Here is a 23483-nt window from a genome sequence, read left to right as displayed (position 1 = left end):
CGTCGAGCCACCCCACCCCAAGGAGGACCGCATGTCTGATTCACACCACTTCGTCCGCGGCGTCGATCACGTCGCGTACCCCACCTTCGATCCCGCGGCGACCGTCCGGTTCTACCGCGACACACTGGGGTTCCCGGTGGTGCACTCGATCTGCGCCGCCGGCTGGGGCCCGGACAAACACCCCGACTTCATCCACTTCTTCTTCGACATCGGCAATGACGACCGGCTCGCGTTCTTCTACTACTTCGGGCTCGAACCGTTCGCCGGTGGCCCACAGGGCGACTCCTACTCCCGGTTCGACGAAACCGTGCCGGTCTGGTTCATCCGCTCACGCCACCTCGCCATTCACGTCGACAGCGAAGACCACCTGCTCGATTACCGGCGCCGTCTCGACGCCAGCGAGTGGCCCGTGGAGATGCAGATCCAGCACGAGACCATCGAATCGATCTACACCCACGACCCCAACGGCTACATGATCGAGATCACGCGCGCGATGCGACCGGTGACCCCGCAGGAGGACCTCGACGCCAACCTCACCATCGACGCCCTGATCGACGTGGTGTCCGGTCCGGCACCCTCGATGGACGCGCTGCTGGTCCGCAAGGCCGAACTCATCGTCGAACGCGCCGACCAATGGCAACGCCTGCACGGCGCCCCCGCCACGGGGGTGCCCGTCTCGTGACCGCGCTGTTCGTGCTCGACGTCCCGGAGAACCGTCCGGTCGTGGTGCAGGCAGGACAAAGTCCCACCGTCACCATCGATCGCGTCGGACCCTACTTCAGGATCAGCGCACCTGGGCCGATCGTCATCGACCGCCGCGCCACCGGATGCCGACATGCCGTCTGGTACAGCAGCGTCGCCGGGTTGATCGATGCGGTGATCACGCAGTGGGACAAGGACGCGATGAGGTTGGAGGCACGGTGAACTCGCCCAGCCCCACCACACGGCTCGGCGCGGGCCGCTACCTGACCGCCGCCGAGTTGCCGACCGACACCATCACCTCAGCCCACGAACTGACGACCTCCGACGGAGCCACGGTGACCGGGGTGCTGCGGATGCTGCCGGGCTGCGACACCGTCGTGACTCTGATGCATCCACGTCAAGACCTCACCCACCACGTGCTCGTCCCCGAATTGGTGGCCCGCGGCTACGCCGTGTGGACGCAAGGCACCCGGTCGACCAACAACGACCTCAACCTCATTCATGAGCAGGCATTGCTCGACGTCGCCGTGGGCCAGGTATTCCTGCGCGACAAGGGGTTTGGCCACCGCATCACACTGGGCCACTCAGGTGGCGGCACGCTGTTCGCGTTCTACCACCAGCAGGCGGGCCTGTCACCAGAGCAACGGCTGACCGCGTCGCCGTCGGGACGCCCCGTCGACCTGACGGCCGCCGACATGCCCGCACCAGATGGTGCCGTTTTTATGGCGCCACACCCCGGGCAGGGACAGCTCCTGCAGCGCCTCATCGACCCGTCGGTCAGCGACGAAACTGACCCACTCAGCGTCGATCCGACGCTGGACCCCTTCTCTGAGGCCAACGGTTACCACCCGGCCCCAGCTCCCTCGACGTACCCGGCTGAGTTCGTGGACCGCTACCGGGCGGCGCAGCGGGCCCGCATCGCCCGCATTGACGCCGAGGCGCGCACCCGGGCCGCAGACGCCGCTGCGGCGCGTCGGCGGTTCAAGTCCTCGGCCGACCCCGCCGACCGCCGTGCCGCCCTGGCGCCGCGCGTGCTGACCGTCTACCGCACCGACGCGGACCTCCGATTCACCGACCTGTCGCTCGACCCCAACGACCGGCCCTACGGGTCGCTGTTCGGGCGACGCCCAGATCTGACGAACTACGGCCTCGTCGGCTTCGGTCGGTTCGCCACCCCGGACGCGTGGCTGTCCACGTGGTCGGCCAACACCGCCAACGCCGACTTCCTGCGATGCGCGCCTGGCGTGCGTGCCCCGACGCTGTTCGTCGAACTCACCGGCGACCAGGCCTGCTTCCCGCACGACGCCCGCGCGATGGTCGGCGCACTCGGCGCCACCGACGTAACGCACACCCAGGTGGCCGGCACCCACTTCGGCGGGTCACTCAAACCAGGCGAACCCACCGGTGCGTCACTCGCCGCAGTCGACATCGGCGACTGGCTCGCCAAGAGGTACTGACGCTAGGCCCCTACCGACCACCTCAGCACACATGGGCCGAAAGACCTACCCCTTCGATCCTCCGCCAAATTGGCGTTCGAGATAGTCGAGGTTGTGCCGCAAGGCGGCGATGGCCCGCGAGGGACCGCTGTCGTAGTGCGTACCGTCCTTCTCGTGCAGGACACTTTGGACCGCCATGTCGGCGAGTTGCTCGATCACCCGGTCTCCGTCGGGCGCACTCGGGTGGTGCCACCACGCGATCCAGTTCAGCATCCCGATCACGCCGAGGGCTGCGATGCGAGGGTCCACCGGTCGAAACACACCGGAGGCAATGCCGCCGTCGATGACACGAACGAATTCCTGCAGGACGTTGCGCCTGCTCTGTTGGTAGACCTCGGAAAGCTGTTCGGGCAGCTCGGCTTCGGAGCGCACCAGTAATCGGAAGCGCGCCGGGGAATGCACTTGGCCACGCGCGATCTCGGTGGCCATGGTCCTCAACTTCTCGGTGGGACCCAGGTCGGTGCGCTCGTTGATGAGGCGCAGCAAGATCGCGGGTTCCTCGGTCTTCTCGTGAACCAGTCGCGCCAGGAGTTCGTCCTTGTTGGCGACATAGTGGTAGATCGCGGGGCGGGTCAATCCGGCGGCCTCGGCGATGTCTCCGAGACTGGTCGCGGCGAACCCGCGCTCGGCGAACAATTCGGTTGCCTCTTCCATGATCCGCTGCTCGACCAGTTCACGCCGAGTGGTGCTGGGTTTGGCCGTTGCCGCATGCGGGGCCCGTTCCGCTTCGGGCGCCGCGTCGCGTTGCTTGCGGGGTTGGCTCCGTGCCCGGCCGTCGGCCTGTCGGGAGCTGCGCGCAGAGGGCATACCCGCAGAATAGCCGCGACAGGCCTGGTCGAAGGTCATGCTGGTGCCCCCACGCCGACGCCCCACGAATCCAGGTCGACCCACTGCCGTCACAGTTCGCCGCAGTTGGAGGCGGTGGGCACGCCGTTGAACCGGTCGGTCACCCACGCCATGCTTCGCTCGCCGTCGACGAACACCGGCAGCATCGCGTTGACGTCCAGCTTGTTGAACAGCGGCGGTTGCTCGTTCGTCCAGAACGTGACGTCGGCACCCATCGCGCAGTAGTCGCGGGCCGTGTCCAGCGCTGATTGGTAGGGACCGAACGGGTCCCACCTGTTGTGTGTGAAGTAGACCGGCCCGGTGGGTCTTTCGTTGCCGAGCCGCTGGGCGCCCAGGATGGTCTTGAACGGATCGTTCTTCGCCATCTCGAAGACGTCGCCGTTGAACCAGAATTGCAGATGCCGGAACATGTAGTCGATTCCGGTCTGCATCAGGCATTGGCGACCGGTGTTGTCGAGCATCTCCAACCCGCGTGGCGTGAGCACGTCACGGATGGGTTGTTCGGTTCCAGGGTAAGACGCCATGATCCCGCGCAGCACAAACCCGGTCGCCCCGGCCAGGAAGTTGCCGTCGATTCCGGGCAGCATGTCGGCGAGATTGGTCGGCGTGGCCGCGGCGTAGGTTCCGACGACCTGGAGTTCGGGTCCGTAGCTGCTGGTCAGTTCGGCTGCCGACAGCGCAGCGTGTCCACCGGCGAGCCAACCCCAGAACGCGACCGGGCCGTGCGGGTCTAGTGACGTGGCGGGTAGCTTCATCGCCGCGCGGGCTGCGTCGATGAGGGCGTGCCCGCCTGCCATCCGGTTCAGGAACTGCGGCGATTGGGGTCCGTGCACGCCTGAGCCGACGCCGTCGGTGACCACGATGGCGAACCCGCGGGCCAGCAGGGTCGCGATGAAGCCTTCCTCGACGTTGAACATCAGGTCGAATCCGGTTTGCAGGGACGCGTGGATGCCCTGGTTGAACAGACGCGACGGGGCGCACTGCTCCCCCATCCCGTAGGGGGCTGTCGCATAGGCCAGCAGCGGTCGCGGCCCGTTGCCGGGCCACGGTACGTCGGGCTCGATGTAGGTGCCGGTGACCGCTACCGGCTTGCCCTGTGCATCGGTGCTGCGGTACATGATCCGGGTTCCGGTCCCGACGAAGGCGCCCAGTTGGCCCGAGGGCTCCAGCACCAAACGTGAAGGTTCGCTTCGTATGAGGTCACCGGGCTGACCCACCGGCAGCGGGTCGGGCGGAGTGTAGAACTCCAGATATTGACTCTCATCCGCCTGCGCGCCAGGCGCGTTGACGACCGCCGACGCGACCCCGAGAACGACGGCGAGAACCATCCGGAGGGCGATCACCCAGACGGGGCGTCGACGCACGACGGCCGCCGGCTCGACGGGAAGCCGCTGTAAGGTGCGGGTCCCAAATGACAGGTGCCTCACGATGTTCTCCGTTTCTTGGTGGGTGCGCTGATGGGTGGTGACGCGGGGATGGCGCCCGATAACGCGCTCCGCTGTGAACCGACCGCCGCGACCGCGCAGCGGTCTCGACGACTGCCCGGAGACGGGGCCGGCTGGTCACGTCCGCGGGTGACCTGGCCGGGACTGCGTACACACCGCCATGGACACTCCCTTTCAGATTGTCGACGCAAGTGACGTATATCCGACATGCGCGTTGAGTATTTGGTGTGGGTGGCATCACTGTCAAGTACTGGTGTGGTTGGAGTCACGTGACTTGCCGGGATCCCGCCCTCGGTGGTTCCCCGCGGCTCGGCTCGATCATCGACGGGCGATGGGCCAAAGAGGGATGGCGACCGGACGGCGGGCCGACGATGTGATCCTTCGAGATTCGTACCTCACTTGGGCGCATCGGCGGAGTCGATGTCCGGGTACCGCGCCAGCCATGAGGCCCGGAGGCGCACCGAAAGATCTAGTGGCCAAATCAGACTGACCTACGATCGATATCGGTCGACACCGCGCGGTCGTCACGGCGAACCCGATGAATGGTGGGGTGACGCACCATCTTGAGGGGCCGCGGACGGATGTGGTCCCGCCCCCGGCACCCTGTTCAGTCCACGCCGGCGTTGGCGAATAGACGTCGCTCGCCGGGCCGCGCATCCGCGCGGTGCACTGCGGCCAGCCCGGCCAGCGCTCTCGCCAAGCCTGCCGCCATAATGCGTTGGGTATTCGACATTATCGTCGATTCGAGCGTCTCGCACCGCCTTCGACACCATGGTCGTGGGCGGTCGTCGGTCTGGTGGGACATCGGTGACGCACCACAGGGGCCAGCGCCGCTGTCGCCGTGTTGGATTTGATCATCAATCCGGTCGTCCCCGAGCACTACGGTCAGCTGCTGCGCGGCGGACGTGCGGTGCCCTGGAAACCGTTGCGCCAGTTCGCGCTCGCGGCGATCGCCGGGTGACGCGCCCGCTGGTCCGTGGGGGTTTAGAGACTAGTCGACCAGTCGCCGATGGACATGACGTCCGCTTGGGGAGGAAACACCTTGCGCAGCAGGACCGAGTGGACATCGTCGTCGCTGTCGGCGCATCCGTCGGCGAGCACCACGATTCGATAGTCGAGGTCGGCGGCCTGCCGAACCGTCGACAAGACGACTCCAGAGGTGGACACACCCGCGAGCACGACGGTGCCGATGCGCCGGGCGCGCAGCAGTAGGTCCAGATCACTGCCGGAGAAGGCGCTGACACGCTTCTTGGTCACCACGAAGTCGTCGGCCGCGGGTGCGATCGCCGGATGCACGCCCGTATCGGCCTCACTGGCGAGGGATGTGGCGACTTCGGTGAATACTCGGTTGGCCGGTCCGACCTCCGCTAGCCCGCGCGGGAGACTGATGCGCACGTGCACGACGTCCACGTCGCGGTGGCGGGTGGCCTCGCTCAACTCGGCGATCCGGCGCAGCAAACGGTTATCACCGCCGAACGCTGGTATCACCGATGTCTGAAAGTCCATCAGCAGCAGTGCATTTCGCTCTTGTGGCCGATCGGTCACCGTTCTTCTCCATCCCTACGCCGCCTCGAAGATGACGCACGCGATGACCACCCTAGGCGCACCACTTCCCGGCGCCGCCTCGTCGACGGTGTCCGACGGAGGGGCTCGCCGTGCGCCGTTGGGAGTAGCTCACGTCCGACGGTTGACGTGACGTACGCCACGTGCTTCGATTAGGGGAATCATGCGCACAATTCACCTGATGGATCAGAAGCGAGGAGACCGGTGATCCGTTCCAGTACATCCACCCTGGAGCCGGCGGCTCGGGAATCCCGCTCGGCGGCGTCGCGGCCGACGGCAGTCGGGGGGCCCGTTCCGACCGGCACCGTGGGCGTTGACGCCCATGACGTCAACGTCGCGTTTCCCACGAAGGGCGACCACGACTTGAGGGTGCTCGCCGACGTGTCGGTGACTATCGAGCCAGGCCAGTTCGTCTCGTTGTTGGGTCCCAGTGGCTGCGGCAAGTCGACCTTCCTCAACGCCGTCGCCGGCTTGGTGTCCATCGATTCGGGGTCAATCCGCATCGGCGGACAAGAACTGACCTCCATCAACGGCCGTGCCGGATACATGTTTCAAGAGGACACTCTGCTGCCGTGGGCCACGGCGATGAACAACGTGTCGTTGCCAATGCAGGTCAGGCGCAAGGTCGACAAATCGGAGGCGCGGCGACTACTGGAGTTGGTCGGGCTAAAGGGTTTCGAGGATCGACGTCCCAGTGAGCTATCCGGGGGGATGCGCAAGCGGGTCCAGTTCGCGCGGCTGCTGGCACAAACGCCGGAGATCATCTTGATGGACGAGCCTTTCGGTGCGTTGGATGCGCTGACCAAGATCGTGATGCAGCAGGAATTGATGCGGGTCTGGGAGATGGACCCCAAGACAGTGCTGTTCGTCACCCATGATCCCGGTGAAGCGGTGCTGCTCTCCGACCGGATCCTGATGTTCAGCGCTCGACCCGGCCGCATCGTGGAGGACTACAAGGTCGACATCGAGCGTCCGCGGGGCGACCTGGCTCAGGTGATGAAACGCAGGGAGTACCGCGAACTCTACGACGAGATCCTGCACAAGCTGATGGCCGGAGAAGACGCCCATGCCTAACACAGTCACCGCGGATCGTCCGCAGGATCCTGCAACGGACACCGCGCCACCGGTGCAGCGCAAACGTCGCCGCGCCGTGCTACCCGCCCTTCGCCTCTTGGGTCTGCGGCTCCTCTTCCTGCTGGCGGCACTGGCGCTCTGGCAGGGTGGCGTCGAACTGGGCATCATCGACCCGTTCTACGTCAGCGAGCCAACCGCCGTGCTGAGTCGCCTATCGGAGCTCGTCTTCACCCAGCAGCTCTACAGCGACATTGCCTTTACGCTGCAGAACACTCTGGTCGGCTTCGCGATCAGCGCCGTCGCCGGCGTAGGCACGGCCTGTCTGTTCTACAAGGTTCCGCTCCTGCAGAAGATCGTCGATCCCTACATCCTCGCGCTCTACAGCACCCCTCGGCTGGCCTTGGCGCCGCTGTTCATCATCTGGTTCGGCATCGGCCCAGCCTCCAAGATCGCGTTGGTGGTCTCACTGTGCTACTTCGTGATGCTGCTCAACACCTACTCCGGACTGATGAACGTAGACAAACGCCTCATCAACCAGGTCAAGATGATGGGCGGCGGCGATTGGTTCGTCTTCCGCAAGGTCAGCCTGCCCGCCTCGGTCCCGTGGGTTCTCGCCGGCACCCGCGTCGGCATGGGATTCGCACTGATGGGCGCGGTCGTCGGCGAACTCATCATCTCCGAGCACGGGCTCGGGCTGCGGCTGTCGCGCGCCTCCGGATTGTTCGATACCACAACCGTTTTCGCCTACCTGGTGGTCGTCGCCGTCCTCGGCATGGTCATCGATCAACTGCTCCGAGTTCTCGAGAAATCCCTCGCCGGCTGGGGAATCACCACAGCGGTGTAACGCTCCACGAAAGGACACACCCTCATGCATCGTCGCATCACCGCGCTGCTCGCGGTCGTGGTGCCACTGCTGCTGCTGCTCAACGCATGCGCAGGCAAGCCCGGCTCCAGTGAGGCGGGTTCCACCTCCATCAAGATCGCGGGGGTCAATCTCATGACCTTCAGCCCTGCGTTCCTGGCCAAGAGTCTCGGCTACTACGAGGACGAAGGGCTTGACGTCAGCATCGTGTCGACCGACAGCGGCGACGCATCCGTTTCGGCTCTGCTCGGCGGCAGTGTCGTTGCCGTCACCACCGGATTCGACACGCCCATCGAACTGTCCACCAAGGGGCAGGCCATCCAAAGCCTGGCAGGGTTGGAGATGGCCACGATTTACGCGTTCGTCGGGGGCAACTCGTTCCCTGACATTCCCGCCGACGATCCGCAGGCGTTCGTGAATGCGATGCGCGGCAAGCGATTTGGAGTCGCGGCATCAGGATCCACCGGTGACACCATCGTCCGCGGCGTGTTGCGCGAGTACGGTTTGAACCCAGACACCGACGTTACGATCATCGCGGTTGGCACAGGCGCGGAAGCCAGCGCTGCTCTGCGCACCGGTGCCGTTGATGCGCTGGTCAGCTACGAGCCTGACCTGACTCAGATGACCGAAGCCGGGGTGGGACGCGTCGTGTTCGATCTGCGCAACACCACCAAGGAGAGCACCTATTCCAAGCTGCCGACTTCCACGCTGCAGGCGACCAAAGAGTGGATTGACGCCAACCCGGAGGTGGCCGAGAAGCTGGTCCGTGCGGTAACTCGGGCCAACAACACCCTTCGCGAGGATCCCGACACGGCGCTGCCGGCTCTGCAGGAGCTGTTTAGGGATCTCGATCCGCAATTGGTCTCCGAGATCTACAGCGCATCGCGGTCGCATTTCTCCTCCGATATCCCCGCATCCACCTATGACGCGGCGATGAAGATCTATCACCAGACTGGCCTGATCAAGGAGGACGTTCCCTACGACGAGGTCGTCGCCACCCAGTTCGCCGATATCTGGACCGCCGCGCAACCGGCCAACTGACGGACAGAATCTCTCCAGCGGCAGGACCGCTGAGAAGGTCAGCTCCAGCCGCTCATGACTTCGCCGATACCCTCGGGCGCGTTCCGTAGCCACTGGTCCTGCGCGACGATGGGGCGGTCGAGCCGGCCTGCCCCATCGAATCGCTCCTCGAAGGCTTCCAGGTGTTTCATCATGGCGCGCTCCGCACGTTCGGCGTCGCCGGCCAGAATGGCCTTGGCGATCGCGCGGTGGGCGTTGTTGGCCTCGGCGACGACGGCGTCATCGAGGGCTTCGCCTTTGAGGTGTTCGCGCAACAAATCGTGGGGCACCCGCACCAGCACGCGCAGCAGCAAATTGTCGGTGAGTTCGGCGACCCGCTCGTGGAACGCGACTTCGTTGACGTACCCGGCTCCGGGGTTGTGGCTGGCGAGGTCCAGCAGATCGGCCTTCTCGGCCTCAGTCGCCAGGCGCGCCGCCATACCGGCGGCCGGGGGTTCGACCATCTTGCGGTAGGTGGTCAGATCCCGAAGCGGCGCCTTGGACAAGGTCAACACCGGCGCGATGTTCGCACTGAGGTTGGACAGGTTGGGCTGGGCCACGAAGATCCCGCCGTGCGAGCCACGGCGGATGACCACCAGGCCCTCGGCCTCAAGCAGTCGGATGGCTTCGCGCACCGAGGCCCGTCCGAGCCCGCTTTGTTCGATCAACTCCGGTTCGCTGGGCAACGGTGCGCCCGGCTCTAGGCCGAGACCGAGGATCTTCGAGCGAAGTTCCTGCGCGAGCATGGCGGCCAGTTTGGGCAATGGACGGCTGCTGCGAACTGCGAGCGTTGAAGAACCGGACTTCGCGGCGCGTTGCCCACTGCCGCCACCGATGTCGGCCAACCCCAGACCTCTCTTCACGCCTGCCGCCGTATCGTCAGGCGAGCGATCGCCCCGTTAGGTGCATTATTCGACTAATGGTAGCAGTAATGACCCGGCGATACCGGCGTGAACTGCCCCGCCAGCCGACGGCGTCGTTGCGCACGCAAGCTGGTTGGGCAGGTCTACGTCAATGCTGGCTCAGCTGTTTTCGTAGAAGAACAGAGCGCTGCCATAGCTCGGTGCATCAACGCGGTGCTCTTCGCCGCGGTAGGTGACCACGCCGGTGGCGTGGCCGGCGCCGTAAAGACCGGTCCACTTGGCGCGCGGATCCGGGTCGTCGAAATAGTTACGCAGGCCGAGCCGGTGCGGATTACGCACGACGTCGATGGTGGCGGTGCCACCGTCACCATCGGCGGTGAGCCGGTAGCGCATCGGGTGGTCGATCTCTTCGAATCCGGGCAGGTTTGCGGTCTCCTGAATGTCGACCTCGACGTTTTCGAAGTCCACCATCTGCCTGCCGTCGACGGTGAATGTCAACGTCTGCAGCTGAATGGTGCCGTCGTTCTTCCACACCTTGTAGAACAGCGGGATTGCAAAGGGTGCGGGCCCGGCGCCGGGGATGCTCTCCCATAGACCGCGATTGATGCCGGGGGTCCAGAATCGGCCGCGTCGCCGCTCCAGGTACCCGACCCCGGATACCGAGGTGGCCTTGCCGCCACGGGTCAGCGTCCCCCGCACCGAGAACCGCGGAACGTAGTGCCAGGTGATGCCGCGCAGATTGGGAACGGCCTCGAATGCCGGTGTTTCCGCGGTCATCTCAACCTGCAGCGAGACCTGCTCACCGTTGGGTTCGCCCTCGACATAAATCTCGTAGTTCGGGAAGGTCCCGCGGATGTACTGGTTGCCGAACTGGACGTCGACACCGGAGCGCGAGGTCTTGAACGTTCCCAGCGGCTGGTAGAGCTGGGTGAGGTCGAGCATCTCGTCTATGGTGTGCAGCGAGCAGATCCACGCCTCGTCGAGCGAGCCGAGCGCCGGCCAAAAGTACAGGCCTGTTTCGTTGCCGGCGTCATCTACCAAATCGGCGTGCGCACACCACCATTGCATTTTGGGGCTGTAGTAGGTGCCCTCCAGATCCTTGCTCAGATCGGCGGCTTCCAAGATGGCCATGAGGTTCCTTTCGAGGATTTCGGTGGTGGTTGCACGCAAGCGTGCGGGTTATCCGTCGGACGGTTCCTTGCCGACAATGCCCACGAACGACACACAACGCCCTGGACGGCCGCCGAGATTGTGCGTGAGACCAATGGTGGGGTCCAACAATTGGCGTGGACCGGCCTGGCCGCGGAACTGCAGCCAGCATTCGAACATCATGCGCAAACCGGTCGCACCGATCGGGTGGCCGAACGACTTGAGGCCGCCGTCGATGTTCACCGGCAACGCTCCGTCGGCATCGAAGACCCCATCAAGGACATCGCTCCATCCGTGGCCTCGTTCGGAGAAGCCCAGCTCCTCCATCAGGACCAGTTCGGTGGGGGTGAAGCAGTCGTGCACCTCGGCCAGCGACACCTCCCGACGCGGGTTCTTGATGCCGGCTTGACGGTAGGCGTCAGCGGCGCAAGCGGCGACCTCGGGGATCGAGGCGAAGGAGGCTTCGTCGTCGAGGATCGAGTACCCGTCGCCGGCGGTCACTGACAGCGCCTTGATGAACATCGGTGTGTCGGTGTACCTGTAGGCGTCTTCGGCGCGGACCACCAGCGCAGCGGCGGCACCGTCAGCGACACCGGAGCAGTCGAACACCCCTAGCGAGCCGGCGACCAGCGGCGAGCAGGACACCGTGTCGGCACTGACCGGAGTGCGGAACTGGGCTCGCGGGTTCTTGGCGCCGTTAGCATGATTCTTCACCGCGATGTGGCTGAGCACCTCGCGCATGACGGTGTCGTCCAGACCGTAGGCCTGCTGATAGGCCGGCGCGAGATATGAAAAGGCCGCTGGTGCCGTGGTTTCCACCGACGATCCGTCATCGGGTGGATCCTGACGGACCAGGCCCGAGTAACCGGAGTCCTTAAGCTTCTCCACGCCGGTTGCCATCGCCACGTCGTATGCACCCGAGGCCACCGCGTACACCGCCCCGCGCAGCGACTCCGAACCCGAGGCGCACATGTTCTCTACCCGGGTGACCGGTTTTCCGGTGACCTTCAGCGCCGTGGACAAGGTAAGCCCGCTGTAGCCAGAGTCCATCGTGCCAAGCCAGAACGCGTCGACGACACCGATGTCGGTGTCGGCGTCCTTGAGGCAGTCGGTGACTGCTTCTACCAACAGGTCGGACGTGCTGCGATCCCACAGCTCACCGAACCGAGTGCAGCCCATGCCGACGATAGCCACCTTGTCGCGAATCCCGTTGCTGCTCATGCGATACCGTCCGTCGTGGCTTTCCAGACGTAGTTGTGCACGCCGCCGGAGGAATGCCGGCGGCGGAACGTCATCCGAACGGGTGCACCCACCGCCACGGCGTCGGGGTCGGTGTCGGTGAGCTCGACCTCCAACCGGCCGCCACCTTCGAAACCCACCACCGCGGCCACCATGGGCGGGTTGAGGGTGTAGGCCAGCCGGTCGATGCTGAAGGTGCGGATCACCGCGGCCCTATCCGACATCGCGATGGGCTCACCCTGCTCGGCCGACCCGCAGCGCAGACAGACCTGCTGCGGAGGCGTCGACACATTCCCGCACGCGCCACAGACCGAGGCCTTGAGGGTGAACTTCCACGACGCCCCCCGAAGCGCGGCAGGCGCGCTCACGACGCGCGGCTCGGGCCTGCGTGGGGGTTCGCGGTCCAACAGCCCGCGCCAGGTGAGCGCATCCAGGTAGGCGGGGGTGACGCCCTCTTCGACAAGAGCCGGCCGGAAGCGCAGACTTCCGTCACCGTCGGCCACGCGGATCCGCAGGATGTCGCAGCCGTCGGCCAAACTCACCGCCGTAATCGATTGGCCGGTGCTCGCGCCGCCGAGCACTTCCACCAGATTCATCAGCAGATCGGCGACGCCGCCATACCCCACTCCATCGACGCGGCTGACCTTGCCGACCGCGGCGAGCTGCTTCTCGGCGGCCTTCGACAGCCGCGAGGATGCCGCGCTGAGCACCACGTAGTCACTTCCGCCGAAGTCGGCGCGAGTCAACGTGTTCTGCAGCAGGGCCAGATAAATACTCACCGGAAATCTATCCTCGGACTGGCTGATCCAATGACTGTCCGGATGTCGCCAGTGATCGAGAATTTCCTCGGTGTGGCTGGCCGTGTACTCGATAATCGCCGATGAATCCCGATCTCCGAGAAGCACAGCTACGCCTGCGTCGCCGTGGGTCAGTTCGTTTGGAGCCCCCGGCCGCGCGGTAGTCACGTCGGCAGCAAGGATCAGCGTGCCAGGCGCCCCGGACATCAGTGCTCCGACCGCCGAGCGCAATGCGCCTCCGGCGTCATAGGCAGGGACCGTGGGATCCAGACCCAGCGCCGCGTGTGCCGCACTGGCGTTGTTCTTCACCAGGTATGGCGCGGTCGTCGAGCAAAAGACCACCGAGGTCGCCCGGTCGAGCATGCCCGCGGGGAGGCGTCGCGCGGCCTCGACCGCAAGGGTTAGCGCATCTTCGTCCGGTCCGGCGAGACTACGCAGCCCGTTGCTGCCGTCGCGGCGGAAGCTGCGGGCGATCTCGGCACCCGAAAGCCGGTAGCGCGGAACGTAACTGGCTGCCGCGGTGATGCCGGTCATCCCAGCGCTCCCTTCTGCGTCAGCACCTCGATTTCCGAGCTGTCGATGCCGAGCCAGTCTGCGAGCACCGAGGCGGCGTGTTCGCCGGGCTGGTCGGCCGGCAGCTGGTCGACCGGTTGCGGGGAATCGGTCATCCGCCACGGCGCCCCGGGTGCGGTGACCTGGTGGCCGCGCACGTTCCACCGGCTGTAGAAGTCGCGGTCGTGCAGCTGGGGATGGTCCAGTAGCGCCTCGACATTGTTGACGTTCGCGCACGCCAGGCCGGCCTCGCTGAGGACGGCCACCAGGTCCGCACCTTCCCATTTGTCGAATGCCGGTTGCAGTTCGGCGTTGAGCAGTTCGCGATTGTGCACCCGCATGGGTGCGGTCGCGAAGTCGGAGCGGTCGCGCAAGTCATCGCGGTCGATGAGGCGGCAGAACGTCCCCCAGTGCGCCTCAGTGAGGATGGCGATGGCGATGGGGGAGGTCGCCGTGTTGTACACCTCGTAGGGAGCTAGCAGCGGGTGCGCGGTGCCGATAGGGCCGGGAATCACCCCGGACAGGCCGTAGCTGAACAGGTTGAACGCCATCGACGAGGCGGCAACGTCGAGCATGGAGACGTCGATGTAGCGGCCCTGCCCGAGCGCCTCCTTGCCGCGCAACGCGCTGGCGACGGAGAACGCGGCGACCATGGCGGCCAGCACGTCGACGACGGCGGTGCCGACCTTGGCCAGTGAGTCGCTGTCGGTGCCGGTCACCGACAGCAGCCCGCCTTCAGCCTGGATGAGCAGGTCGTAGGCGCGGCGGTCGCGGTAGGGCCCGGTTTCTCCGAAGCCGCTGATGGAGCAGTACACAAGGTCGGGATGGTCGGCGGACACCGTCTCGTAGTCCAGGCCCAGCCGTGCCATCACCCCGGGGGCAAAGTTCTCCACGACGGCATCGGCTTGGGCGATCAAGTCTTTCGCGGTGCGCAGACCGTCGGGGTTCTTCAGGTCGAGCACCAGGGAGCGCTTGTTGCGGTTGACTGCCAGGAAGTGCGGACTGAGCCCGTCGAGGTCGTTGCGTGTCCAATTGCGCACGTGGTCTCCGACACCGGGCGGTTCGATCTTGACGACGTCGGCGCCCATGTCGGCGAGCATCATGGTGCCGTACGGTGCGGCCCAAGCATGTTCGAAGGCAACGATTTTGACGCCGTTGAGAGGTCCGGTTACGGCCGGACCGGCCTGGGGGATGGTCACGGTTTACCTCCGGAATTGCTGGTAGTCGGGTTCGCGCTTCTCGGCGAAGGCGGTGGTGGCTTCGCGCTGCTCGGCGGAGCCGAAGAACGAGGCGAGACTTTCGACGATCATCGGGATCACGTCGTCGCCCAACACGTCCTCCCCGGCGATCGCCGCTTTGAGGATGCGCAGCACGGTGGGGCTTTTCGCGAGCAGGTCGGCGGCGATCTGCGCGGCAACCTCATCGACGGTGCCGGCCGGGGCGACCCGATTGATCAGCCCCATGTTCAATGCGTCGGTGGCGGTGTATTTCTCGCACAGGAACAGGATTTCGCGGGCCTTCTTCTCCCCGACGATCTTCGGCAGCAGCCGTGTCATGTAGATCGGCGCTCCCCCGACTTTCGCCCCGACCTGCCCGAAGCGGGCGTTCGCGTCGGCGACGGTGATGTCAGCAAAGCAGTGCAGCTCGTGGCCGCCTCCGATGCACCAGCCTTTGACGGCAGCGATGATGGGGATGCCGGCCCCGCGCATGGTGGCGAACAGATCGCGTAGGTCGCGGGCGATGGCGCGCCAGCCTGCAGCGTCGAGCTTGGCGACCAGTTCTTTTTGGTCGGCGCCGACGCAGAAGGCGCGATCACCGGCGCCAGTGAGGATGGCCACGCCGATGGTGGGGTCATCGTCGGCGCGTCGGAAGGCTTCGATGAGTTCGGTGACGGTGACCGTGCGCAGGGCGTTGAGCGCCTCGGGCCGGTTGATGGTGATCGTCGCAACACCGTCGGTCGCGTCGTAGAGGATGTCGGTGAAGGTCATCTCAGCGTCCCCTGAAGACGGGCGGGCGTTTCTGCGCGAATGCGGCCAGCCCTTCGTGGAAGTCGTCGGTCTTGAAACACGTGGTCTGGCCCCAGCTTTCGAATTCGAGTTGCGCGGCCAGGGTGTGTTCGTCGGCGCGTTGCACGGCGCGTTTGGTGAACGACAGGGCGATCGCCGGCCCGGCAGCGAGCTGTGCGGCGAAGGCGTGGGCGGCCGCGGCCAATTCGTCGTCGGGCACCACCTCGTCGGCCAGGCCCAGCTCGAGCGCCTCGGCGGCGCTCACCTTCGCGCCGGTCATCATGATCCGCAGTGCCCGCGACCGCGGAATGAGCTTGGGCAGAAGGTAGGTCAGCCCGCTGTCGGGCATCAGTCCCCGTCGTACGAAGGCGGCAACGAAGGACGCCGACTGCGCCATGATGCGGAAGTCGGCGGCACATGCCAGCGACATGCCGCCGCCGGCGGCGACGCCGTTGAGGGCGGCGATGACCGGTTTGGGGATCTGCCATACCGGCAGCACCAGCGAGCCAAGGGGGCGCTGCAGGGTGGTGGAGTCCGGTGCAGACAGGAGCGACGGAATGTGGTTGCTGACATCAGCGCCGGTGCAGAATCCGCGTCCCGTGCCGGTGATCACGACGACCTTGACTGCAGGGTCGGAGCCTGCGGCGGCACACATCTGCGGCAAGGTCTCGGTCAGCATGGCCGTGGTCAGCGCATTGAGTTGTTGGGGGCGATTGAACGTGATGGTGGCGACACCGTTGTCGGCGACGCTGTAGCGGATGTCTGGCGAGTCGTCCTCTGTGGCGTTCACTGGTGTGCCTCCACTTCCCGCAGCTCGATGCGGCCGCTGTCGAGGACCAGTGTGTCGGCGCCGACAAAGCTGCGGAACCGAATCGTGGTGCCGTCTCGCCAGATATCGGTGCGCAGATCCTGACCGGGGTACACAGGGGCTTTGAAGCGGGCAGCAACCGACACCAAGGCTGAGGCGTCGCCGTCGGCGACTTCGCGCAGGACCGCCCACGTGGCGTGGGCGAAGGTACACAGTCCGTGCAGGATGGGCCGATCGAAGCCGGCGTCGACCGCAACCTTGGGGTCGACGTGTACGGGGTTGTAGTCGCCACTGAGCCGGTAGATCAGCCCCGCCCGCGGCGAGATGCGTTGCCGCACCGAGCCGGTGGGTTCACCCTGCGGCCAGGCCGCCAGCGCCCTCTTGGGCCGGGAAGGACCACCGAAACCGCCGTCCTTGCGGCAGAACAGAGTGCTGTCCGCAGTGGCCACCGGCTCGCCCGTCTCGGCGCCGACGAGGCGTCGTTGCCAGCGCACCAGCGCTCCGCGGCCCTCGCCTTTATCTTCGACGTCGACCACCCTGGTGTAGCAGCGCATCGTGCTGTCGGCGACCAGCGGCCGGTGGATCTGCAGGGACTGCTCGCCGTGCACGACATGCACCCAGTCGATACCGGTGCCGGGGTCGGCGTACCACGGGCCTGGATGGCCGATGACCGCCGCCATGGTGGGTAACACCGCCAGGTCACACTCGTAAAGGTAGGTGAGTTCGGTACCGTCGCTGGGGTCGGTTCCCAGCCCCACTCCTAGGGCATAGAGCATCGCGTCGCGCGCCGAGCAGGTGTGCTCGGTGACAGGAAACTCCCAGTCAAGAAGCCGGTCGGTATCGATCGTCATTGCAGCCCAGGCCTTTCCGGCTACACCGGGTCGTAGGAGAACAACTGCGGCGAGGTCTCCAGCGGGACCAGGCTGCTGCGGATCGCGGGGGCGAACTGGCCGGCGAGTGTCTCCTCGGTCCAGCCGTCGGGACGTGCCATCGTCTTGATCGGACGGGGCTGGCTCATCAACATGACCTCGTTGCCGCGCACCACGAACACCTGACCGGTGATGTCGACGGCGGCGGCGCTGAGCAGGAACCCGACCAGCGGGGCGATCTGATCGGGCGTCATGGCTTTCATCCGCGCCACCCTTGCCTTCTCTTCGGGAGTGTCCTCGGGCAGCGTGCCGATCAACCGGCTCCACGCGAACGGCGCGATCGCATTCGAGCGCACGTTGTAGCGCGCCATGTCCAAAGCGATGGACCGCGACAAGCCGACGATGCCGAGTTTGGCGGCCGAGTAGTTGGCCTGAGCCAGGTTGCCGATCAGGCCAGCGGTGGAGGTCATGTGCACATACGCGCCACCCGATTGCGCCCGGAACACTTCGGCGGCGGCGCGGCTGACCGCGAAGCATCCCTTGAGGTGAACCTTGAGCACTGCGTCCCAATCGGCTTCGGGCATCTTGTGAAAGATGCTGTCGCGCAGGATGCCTGCGCAGTTCACCACGGCGTCGAGGCGGCCGAATTCCTCCACGGCGGAGTGCACCATGGCGCGGGTGGCGTCCCAGTCGCTGATGTCGGCGCCGCTGGCGATCGCGGTACCGCCGGCATCGCGAATCTCCTGGGCGGCGGTTTCGGCCGGTCCGGCATCTGCCCCAGCGCCCCGCGGACCGGCACCCAGGTCGTTGACGATGACAGCCCAGCCTGATTTGGCCAGTGATCCGGCGATCGCTCTTCCGATTCCTCGCCCGGCTCCCGTCACTACGACAACCCTGCTGGTCATTCCCGCCCTTTCGATCGAGGTGCGACCGGCAGATCCCGGTCGGCGCTGGCCTCAGATGTGGCGAGCTGGTTTCGTTCTCGCCGCCATTAGGTTAATCTTGCGACAGATTCGCCCAATGCGCAAGTAACTTGCGAAAAGGAGTGGCACATGGCAGTAGTGAAGGTTCGCGAAGTGGATGGGGTCGGGGTGATCACCCTCGATGATCCGGTGCAGCGCAACGCCATAACGCTGGCGCTGGCCGATGAACTGATCGCCGCGGTCGACGAGTTGCAGGCCAACCCCGCCGTGCATGCGGTGGTTTTGACCGGCGCAGGCAGCACGTTCTGCGCCGGCGCGGACCGCCGCCTGCTGGCCGCTGCCGAGGCGAGCGAACTCACCGCCATTTATGCGGCGTTCCTGCACGTGCGCCGGTGTTCACTGCCTACGGTCGCCGCGGTCAACGGTCCCGCCGTGGGTGCAGGACTCAACCTTGCATTGGCCTGCGATCTGCGGGTCGCCGCGGTCTCGGCGGTGTTCGATGCCCGCTTCGTGCGGATCCCCATCCATCCCGGTGGGGGCTGCACCTGGATGCTGCGCGAACTCGCCGGCCCGCAGACCGCCGCGGCTCTGACTGTGTTCGGGGCCAAAGTCGACGGCGCGCAGGCCGCCCGGATGGGGCTGGCCTGGGACTGCGTACCCGATGATCAGTTGTTGGGCACCGCGCTGCAGATGTGCGCTGTGGCCGCCCGCGCACCCCGTGAGCTGGTGGCGCAGATCAAGGCGACTCTGACCGCCGGGGAATCCTGGCGCAGTCACGACGAGGCGCTGGAATACGAACTGCGCGAGCAGCTTTCCAGCATGGACACCGCCGCGTTCCGGGACGCGTTTGCGGGGTTGCGATGACGACACCCGCCACCGCTGACCTGAACATCTTCCGGGAGTCGATCACCGCCGAAACGCCGGAGACCGTCGCTGAGCGTGCGCGCGTGCGCGACTTCCTTGCAGACGCCCTCGAGCAAGGGTTGATGACACCCGCGTGTGACAGCTGGCTGTCCGGACATTCGCCGGCGTTCTCCCGTGAACTCGGCCGCCACGGCTGGATCGGCATGACCTGGCCCGCCTGCTACGGAGGCCGCGACGCCTCGACGATGACCCGCTTCGCGGTCATGGAGGAACTTCTGGCCGCCGGCGCGCCGGTCGCCGCGCACTGGTTCTCCGATCGCCAGATCGGGCCCGGCCTGCTGCGCCACGGAACAGAAGCCCAGCGCCAGTTCTTTCTGCCCGCCCTGGCCCGCGGGGACGTCTTCTTCTGCATCGGCATGAGCGAGCCGGAGTCCGGGTCTGATCTGGGGTCGATCCGCACCCGCGCCACCCGCACCGACACCGGCTGGTCGATCACCGGAGCCAAGATATGGACCAGCCACGCCGACAAGTCGCAGTTCATGCTGGCGCTGGTGCGCACCGGCGTCCCCGGCCAGAAGACCACCGACGCCTTGACCCAGGTCATCATCGACATGAGCGCCCCCGGCATCACCGTGCGTCCCATCGAAATGCTGGGCGGCAGAACCCATTTCTGCGAGGTCACCTTCGATGACGTACACGTCGAGGACGTGATGGTCCTCGGTGCCGTGGGGAACGGCTGGCGTCAGGTGCTCGGCGAACTCGGCTTCGAACGCAGCGGGCCGGAACGGTTCTTGTCAACCTTCCCCATGGTCGACGGATTGACCGGCATCGGCGCCAATCCCGCCCGCGACGCCGACGTGGGTTCCCTGGTCGCCCGACTCAGCGTGTTGCGCGCGATGTCCGCGCGGATCAGCCATCACCTCGATGGCCCTGTCGCACCCGGTGTGGCCGCAGCGGTGGTCAAAGACCTCGGCACCACGCTGGAGAACGACAGCATTCAGATCGCCCGCCGCTGGCTTCCCACGTTGACGGACGCCGCGCGGCGCGTACAGCTCAGCGAGCATCTCCATCACGCCCAAACCCACGCACCGGGATTCACGCTGCGCGGCGGCACCAACGAGATCATGCGCGGCATCATCGCCGGTGCCTTGGGAGTGTCATGACTGAAGTGGAAGATCTCCTCACCCAGATCCTCGGTACCGGGGCAGGCAGCGTGGGCTGTTCGGTCGGCTCTGCGACCTGGAACGCGTTGGCCGGCAGCGGCCTGACCCGCGTCGGGCTGGTCGAAGAACTTGGTGGTGTGGGCGGTGAGCTGTCCGATGCCGTCAGCGTCATTGCGCGGGCAGCTCAAGCCGGGCTCGACGGCCCGCTCACCGAACCTCTCCTGATGGCCGGGCATCTGGCGGCCTCCTCGGGCACCGCGTTGCCCGAGGGCACATTGTCGGTGGGGATCGCCCGCGTCTCTTGGCTTGGCTCCCTGCCTGGTGACCATCTCGACATCGCCTCGACCACCGCCGGTGACACGACGGGCTGCGAACACCTCTGGGTGGTTGGACGCACAGCCGGGGGCGGGACGGCGCTGCTGCGCACCCAGCCTGACCACGCGGGCCGAGCCCTCCTGCGCGGTTCTGTCCTGCACTGCGACCCGTCGGTGGTCGTCGAGACTGAATTGCTCGGTGCGCTCGGACGCAGCGCCCAGATCTTGGGGGCGTTGCGTGCCTGCCTGCAATTGTCGATCAGCTACACCGCCGCACGCACCCAGTTCGGCCGCCCTCTGTCCAGCCACCAGGTGGTCCAACACGGCTTGGCTGCGATGGCTACCGAGGTCGCAGCCGCCGAAACCGCGGTGCAGTCCGCCGTCGATCACACCGCCCATGCCGGTGCCGCCCTGGACGCCGAAGCTTCACTGGCGATCGCCGCAGCCAAGGTGCAGACCTCCATCGTCGCCACCAAGGTCGCGCAATCGGCGCATCAACTCCACGGCGCTATGGGTCTGACGACCGAATATCCCCTGCAGCACTACACCTCTCGGCTGTGGGCTTGGCGCGACGAGTACGGCACCGAATTTAGCTGGTCCAACCACATCTCCGACCTGGTGCGCTCCCACTACAACGGCGACATCTGGCAGGCCCTGACCGCCCAATCATCCGACCAGCACGAACTTTCACGACTCACCGACGGGACTCTCTGATGAACATCGATGGACAAGGCGCACTGATCACTGGCGGAGCCTCGGGACTGGGCCTGGCCACCGCCAGACAGCTGCACGACCAGGGCGCACACGTAGTGATCGTCGATCTGTCGGCGGAGGCGGGCACCGACGCTGCACAACAGGTCGGCCCCCGTTGCCACTTCGTCCGAGCCGACGTCACCGCCCCCGGCGACGTCGAAGAGGCGCTGGACGCCTTCGGCGACGCCCCGCTGCGCGTCGCCGTCAACTGCGCCGGAATCGCCCCACCAGCACGAATCCTGGGCAAGCGCGGGCCCCACGACCTCGACCACTTCCAGAAAGTAATCAATATCAACCTGGTCGGCACGTTCAACGTGCTGCGGTTGGTGGCCGAGCGCATGCAGCGCAATGAGCCCGACGACGGTGACCGCGGTGTCATCGTCATGACCGCCTCCGTCGCAGCGTTCGACGGACAGATCGGCCAGGCCGCCTACAGCGCATCCAAGGCCGGCGTGCATGGACTCACCTTGACGGCCGCCCGCGACCTCGCCGAACACCAGATCCGGGTGATGACGGTGGCCCCCGGCATCTTCGAAACACCGATGCTGCTCGGCCTTCCCGAACCCGCACAGAAGACCCTTGGCGCCGCTGTCCCCCACCCCAGCCGGCTCGGCAAACCCAACGAGTACGCCCAGCTGGTCTCGCACCTCATCGCCAACCCGATGCTCAACGGCGAAACGATCCGCCTCGACGGCGCCATCCGGATGCCACCAAAATGAACCGGCCCCCACATCCCGCAACCGCGAGCCGAAGAGCGTCCATGACCACGGAGGTATCAGTGAATACGACGATCCGGGTGGCCGCCACCGGCGACGCCATCCTCACCCACCCCATCTCCGCCGATACCTCGCCCTCTTTCCTCGACCTCGTCGGGCTACTCCGCGACGCCGACGTCACCGTCACCAACGTCGAGATGGTGCTGCCACCACCACCACGGCACCCGGCCACCACGATGCATGGCACGCCACTCGGCGTCGACCCCGCCTTGCTCGACGAATTCGAGTGGCTCGGCATCAACCTCTTCGGTCTGGCCAACAACCACGCCACCGACTACGGCACCGACGGCCTGGCCGCCACACTCGACGAATTCGACCACCGTAAATTGCCCTACGCCGGCGCCGGCCGCACCTTGCGAGAGGCGCGCAAACCCCGCTACCTCGACACCGCTGGTGGGCGCGTCGCGTTCATCGCCGCAGGTTCGAGCAATGCCCGCCTTGCGCTGGCCGCCGACCCCGGCATCGAGGACGCCGGTCGACCGGGTATCGCCCCCGTACGCGTCCAGAAGACCCATTACGTCCGCACCGACCGCTTCGAGGTCTTGCGGGAGACTTTGGCCGAGACCGGGGTCAACGTCACGGCCGGCCACACCACCGCCCCTGGCATCCACTTCCCCTACCCCGACCGCAACGTCTACGACCCACCACCGCCAGGCGGCATCGCCGTGGACGGCGTGCACTTCGTACCCGACGACACACCCCGCATTCAGACCGACGCGTTGACCCGCGACGTCGACGCGTTGAAAGCCGTTGTGCGAGAAGCCGCCCGGCAGGCCGATATCGTCCTCGTCGGACTGCACTGTCACGAAGGCATCCAAGGCCGCTGGAACAACGATGTGCCCGCAGAGTTCTTGCAGCCACTGGCGCACACACTCATCGACGCCGGCGCCCACGCCATCATCGGGCACGGCCCACACATGCTGCGCGGCATCGAGATCTACCACGGCCGGCCAATCTGCTACTCGCTGGGCAACTTCGTGTTCAACCTCGAAACCATCTCCGCCTTCCCAGTCGAGGTGTATGAGCAGCAGGGCCTGCCGCTGAACTCCACCGCAGCCGACCTCTACGACGTGGTGACCGGCTACGCCGCGGAGCCGCGATTTTGGGAATCAGCCTTGCCAGAGTTCACCTTCACCAACGGCGTACTCACCGACGCCGTCCTGCACCCGTTGACGCTGGGCCGAGATCAATCCCGCAGTCGCCGCGGGACACCGCAACTGGCAGAACCCCAGGACGCGCAGCGCATCCTGGCGGGCCTCGCCGACCTGTCGCGACCCTATGGCACTGCCATCGACATCGACACTCATCACGTGCTCCTCTAATCCTTTCGGGTCAACACTCAAGGCACGTCACGCATGCA

23 protein-coding genes are annotated in these 23483 nt (G+C 66.0%); 11 read left to right on the top strand and 12 right to left on the bottom strand.

Annotation, left to right across the window (positions count from 1 at the left end; all coding sequences use genetic code 11):
* Positions 1-31 precede the first annotated feature (31 nt).
* From D6M19_RS29010 to D6M19_RS29000, 3 genes are read left to right on the top strand one after another with little or no spacing between them, the layout of a single operon-like run.
* Positions 32-682 (top strand): VOC family protein, encoded by a 651-nt coding sequence (locus tag D6M19_RS29010; protein WP_123028746.1) that lies wholly within the window; start codon positions 32-34, stop codon positions 680-682.
* Positions 679-924 (top strand): hypothetical protein, encoded by a 246-nt coding sequence (locus tag D6M19_RS29005; protein ID WP_123028745.1) that lies wholly within the window; start codon positions 679-681, stop codon positions 922-924. Before D6M19_RS29010 ends, D6M19_RS29005 begins: the two co-directional genes overlap by 4 nt.
* On the top strand, positions 921-2159 hold the full coding sequence (locus D6M19_RS29000) for an alpha/beta hydrolase (RefSeq protein WP_123028744.1): 1239 nt from the start codon (positions 921-923) through the stop codon (positions 2157-2159). The genes D6M19_RS29005 and D6M19_RS29000 overlap by 4 nt, the downstream gene beginning before the upstream one ends.
* 45 nt (positions 2160-2204) lie before the next feature.
* On the opposite strand, the gene D6M19_RS28995 is transcribed toward D6M19_RS29000, so the two are convergent.
* From D6M19_RS28995 to D6M19_RS28985, 3 genes are all read right to left on the bottom strand, one after another.
* Entirely contained in the window at positions 2205-3005 is an 801-nt protein-coding gene (locus D6M19_RS28995) for a TetR/AcrR family transcriptional regulator (RefSeq protein ID WP_234835103.1), read from the bottom strand.
* A gap of 89 nt (positions 3006-3094) precedes the next feature.
* Positions 3095-4372, bottom strand: a complete 1278-nt coding sequence (locus D6M19_RS28990) for a lipase family protein (protein ID WP_123028743.1) — start codon at positions 4370-4372, stop codon at positions 3095-3097.
* Between the two features lie 1101 nt (positions 4373-5473).
* Positions 5474-6034 (bottom strand): cysteine hydrolase family protein, encoded by a 561-nt coding sequence (locus tag D6M19_RS28985; RefSeq protein ID WP_234835102.1) that lies wholly within the window; start codon positions 6032-6034, stop codon positions 5474-5476.
* A 222-nt stretch (positions 6035-6256) separates the two neighbouring features.
* Between D6M19_RS28985 and D6M19_RS28980 the strand changes: the two genes are divergently transcribed.
* The 3 genes from D6M19_RS28980 to D6M19_RS28970 are packed head-to-tail and all read left to right on the top strand — an operon-like array spanning position 6257 to position 9029.
* The gene (locus D6M19_RS28980) at positions 6257-7126 is read left to right on the top strand and encodes an ABC transporter ATP-binding protein (protein WP_123028742.1); all 870 of its coding nucleotides are present in this window, start codon (positions 6257-6259) and stop codon (positions 7124-7126) included.
* Complete coding sequence (locus D6M19_RS28975; RefSeq protein WP_123028741.1) at positions 7119-7970, top strand: ABC transporter permease; 852 nt, start codon at positions 7119-7121, stop codon at positions 7968-7970. The genes D6M19_RS28980 and D6M19_RS28975 overlap by 8 nt, the downstream gene beginning before the upstream one ends.
* Before the next feature lie 24 nt (positions 7971-7994).
* Complete coding sequence (locus D6M19_RS28970) at positions 7995-9029, top strand: ABC transporter substrate-binding protein (protein WP_123028740.1); 1035 nt, start codon at positions 7995-7997, stop codon at positions 9027-9029.
* A 38-nt stretch (positions 9030-9067) separates the two neighbouring features.
* On the opposite strand, the gene D6M19_RS28965 is transcribed toward D6M19_RS28970, so the two are convergent.
* The 9 genes from D6M19_RS28965 to D6M19_RS28925 form a co-directional block, all read right to left on the bottom strand.
* Positions 9068-9892 (bottom strand): FadR/GntR family transcriptional regulator, encoded by an 825-nt coding sequence (locus D6M19_RS28965; protein WP_164478753.1) that lies wholly within the window; start codon positions 9890-9892, stop codon positions 9068-9070.
* A 177-nt stretch (positions 9893-10069) separates the two neighbouring features.
* Positions 10070-11041, bottom strand: coding sequence for a hypothetical protein (locus D6M19_RS28960; RefSeq protein WP_164478752.1), 972 nt, complete (start codon positions 11039-11041; stop codon positions 10070-10072).
* Positions 11042-11089: 48 nt separating this feature from the next.
* Entirely contained in the window at positions 11090-12280 is a 1191-nt protein-coding gene (locus D6M19_RS28955; protein WP_123028737.1) for an acetyl-CoA acetyltransferase, read from the bottom strand.
* A complete protein-coding gene (locus D6M19_RS28950) occupies positions 12277-13629 on the bottom strand; it encodes an OB-fold domain-containing protein (RefSeq protein WP_123028736.1) in 1353 nt (450 codons plus the stop codon). The genes D6M19_RS28955 and D6M19_RS28950 overlap by 4 nt, the downstream gene beginning before the upstream one ends.
* Positions 13626-14846, bottom strand: coding sequence for a CaiB/BaiF CoA transferase family protein (locus tag D6M19_RS28945; RefSeq protein WP_123028735.1), 1221 nt, complete (start codon positions 14844-14846; stop codon positions 13626-13628). The genes D6M19_RS28950 and D6M19_RS28945 overlap by 4 nt, the downstream gene beginning before the upstream one ends.
* Before the next feature lie 3 nt (positions 14847-14849).
* Positions 14850-15635 carry an enoyl-CoA hydratase-related protein gene (locus D6M19_RS28940; protein WP_123028734.1) on the bottom strand — a complete coding sequence of 262 codons (786 nt, stop codon included), beginning with the start codon at positions 15633-15635 and terminating at the stop codon, positions 14850-14852.
* Position 15636: 1 nt separating this feature from the next.
* A complete protein-coding gene (locus D6M19_RS28935; RefSeq protein ID WP_164478751.1) occupies positions 15637-16443 on the bottom strand; it encodes an enoyl-CoA hydratase/isomerase family protein in 807 nt (268 codons plus the stop codon).
* Positions 16440-17312: a MaoC/PaaZ C-terminal domain-containing protein gene (locus D6M19_RS28930; RefSeq protein ID WP_123028732.1), complete on the bottom strand. Its 873-nt coding sequence runs from the start codon at positions 17310-17312 to the stop codon at positions 16440-16442. Before D6M19_RS28930 ends, D6M19_RS28935 begins: the two co-directional genes overlap by 4 nt.
* Before the next feature lie 20 nt (positions 17313-17332).
* Positions 17333-18235 carry an SDR family NAD(P)-dependent oxidoreductase gene (locus tag D6M19_RS28925; protein WP_123028731.1) on the bottom strand — a complete coding sequence of 301 codons (903 nt, stop codon included), beginning with the start codon at positions 18233-18235 and terminating at the stop codon, positions 17333-17335.
* 147 nt (positions 18236-18382) lie between these two features.
* On the opposite strand from D6M19_RS28925, the gene D6M19_RS28920 reads away from it, so the two are divergent.
* From D6M19_RS28920 to D6M19_RS28900, 5 genes are read left to right on the top strand one after another with little or no spacing between them, the layout of a single operon-like run.
* Positions 18383-19117, top strand: a complete 735-nt coding sequence (locus D6M19_RS28920; protein WP_123028730.1) for an enoyl-CoA hydratase-related protein — start codon at positions 18383-18385, stop codon at positions 19115-19117.
* A complete protein-coding gene (locus tag D6M19_RS28915) occupies positions 19114-20280 on the top strand; it encodes an acyl-CoA dehydrogenase family protein (RefSeq protein WP_123028729.1) in 1167 nt (388 codons plus the stop codon). Before D6M19_RS28920 ends, D6M19_RS28915 begins: the two co-directional genes overlap by 4 nt.
* Complete coding sequence (locus D6M19_RS28910; protein ID WP_123028728.1) at positions 20277-21308, top strand: acyl-CoA dehydrogenase family protein; 1032 nt, start codon at positions 20277-20279, stop codon at positions 21306-21308. The genes D6M19_RS28915 and D6M19_RS28910 overlap by 4 nt, the downstream gene beginning before the upstream one ends.
* A complete protein-coding gene (locus D6M19_RS28905; RefSeq protein WP_123028727.1) occupies positions 21308-22066 on the top strand; it encodes a 3-hydroxyacyl-CoA dehydrogenase in 759 nt (252 codons plus the stop codon). Before D6M19_RS28910 ends, D6M19_RS28905 begins: the two co-directional genes overlap by 1 nt.
* Before the next feature lie 59 nt (positions 22067-22125).
* Positions 22126-23445 carry a CapA family protein gene (locus D6M19_RS28900; protein WP_206428668.1) on the top strand — a complete coding sequence of 440 codons (1320 nt, stop codon included), beginning with the start codon at positions 22126-22128 and terminating at the stop codon, positions 23443-23445.
* Positions 23446-23483 lie beyond the last annotated feature (38 nt).

The sequence above is a fragment of the Mycolicibacterium stellerae genome (genome assembly GCF_003719305.1).
In the GTDB taxonomy this organism is placed as follows: domain Bacteria; phylum Actinomycetota; class Actinomycetes; order Mycobacteriales; family Mycobacteriaceae; genus Mycobacterium; species Mycobacterium stellerae.
The sequence above is the reverse complement of the archived record's forward strand: the minus strand, read 5'-3'. Positions and strand labels throughout refer to the sequence as shown.

Coding starts and splice junctions, on each gene's coding strand:
- D6M19_RS29010 (WP_123028746.1), top strand. CDS start 32: ATGTCTGATTCACACCACTTCGTCCGCGGCGTCGATCACGTCGCGTAC.
- D6M19_RS28905 (WP_123028727.1), top strand. CDS start 21,308: ATGAACATCGATGGACAAGGCGCACTGATCACTGGCGGAGCCTCGGGA.
- D6M19_RS28930 (WP_123028732.1), bottom strand. CDS start 17,312: ATGACGATCGATACCGACCGGCTTCTTGACTGGGAGTTTCCTGTCACC.
- D6M19_RS28990 (WP_123028743.1), bottom strand. CDS start 4,372: ATGGTTCTCGCCGTCGTTCTCGGGGTCGCGTCGGCGGTCGTCAACGCG.
- D6M19_RS28910 (WP_123028728.1), top strand. CDS start 20,277: ATGACTGAAGTGGAAGATCTCCTCACCCAGATCCTCGGTACCGGGGCA.
- D6M19_RS28920 (WP_123028730.1), top strand. CDS start 18,383: ATGGCAGTAGTGAAGGTTCGCGAAGTGGATGGGGTCGGGGTGATCACC.
- D6M19_RS28995 (WP_234835103.1), bottom strand. CDS start 3,005: ATGCCCTCTGCGCGCAGCTCCCGACAGGCCGACGGCCGGGCACGGAGC.
- D6M19_RS28950 (WP_123028736.1), bottom strand. CDS start 13,629: ATGACCGGCATCACCGCGGCAGCCAGTTACGTTCCGCGCTACCGGCTT.
- D6M19_RS28960 (WP_164478752.1), bottom strand. CDS start 11,041: ATGGCCATCTTGGAAGCCGCCGATCTGAGCAAGGATCTGGAGGGCACC.
- D6M19_RS28925 (WP_123028731.1), bottom strand. CDS start 18,235: ATGACCAGCAGGGTTGTCGTAGTGACGGGAGCCGGGCGAGGAATCGGA.
- D6M19_RS28915 (WP_123028729.1), top strand. CDS start 19,114: ATGACGACACCCGCCACCGCTGACCTGAACATCTTCCGGGAGTCGATC.
- D6M19_RS28970 (WP_123028740.1), top strand. CDS start 7,995: ATGCATCGTCGCATCACCGCGCTGCTCGCGGTCGTGGTGCCACTGCTG.
- D6M19_RS28940 (WP_123028734.1), bottom strand. CDS start 15,635: ATGACCTTCACCGACATCCTCTACGACGCGACCGACGGTGTTGCGACG.
- D6M19_RS28955 (WP_123028737.1), bottom strand. CDS start 12,280: ATGAGCAGCAACGGGATTCGCGACAAGGTGGCTATCGTCGGCATGGGC.
- D6M19_RS28975 (WP_123028741.1), top strand. CDS start 7,119: ATGCCTAACACAGTCACCGCGGATCGTCCGCAGGATCCTGCAACGGAC.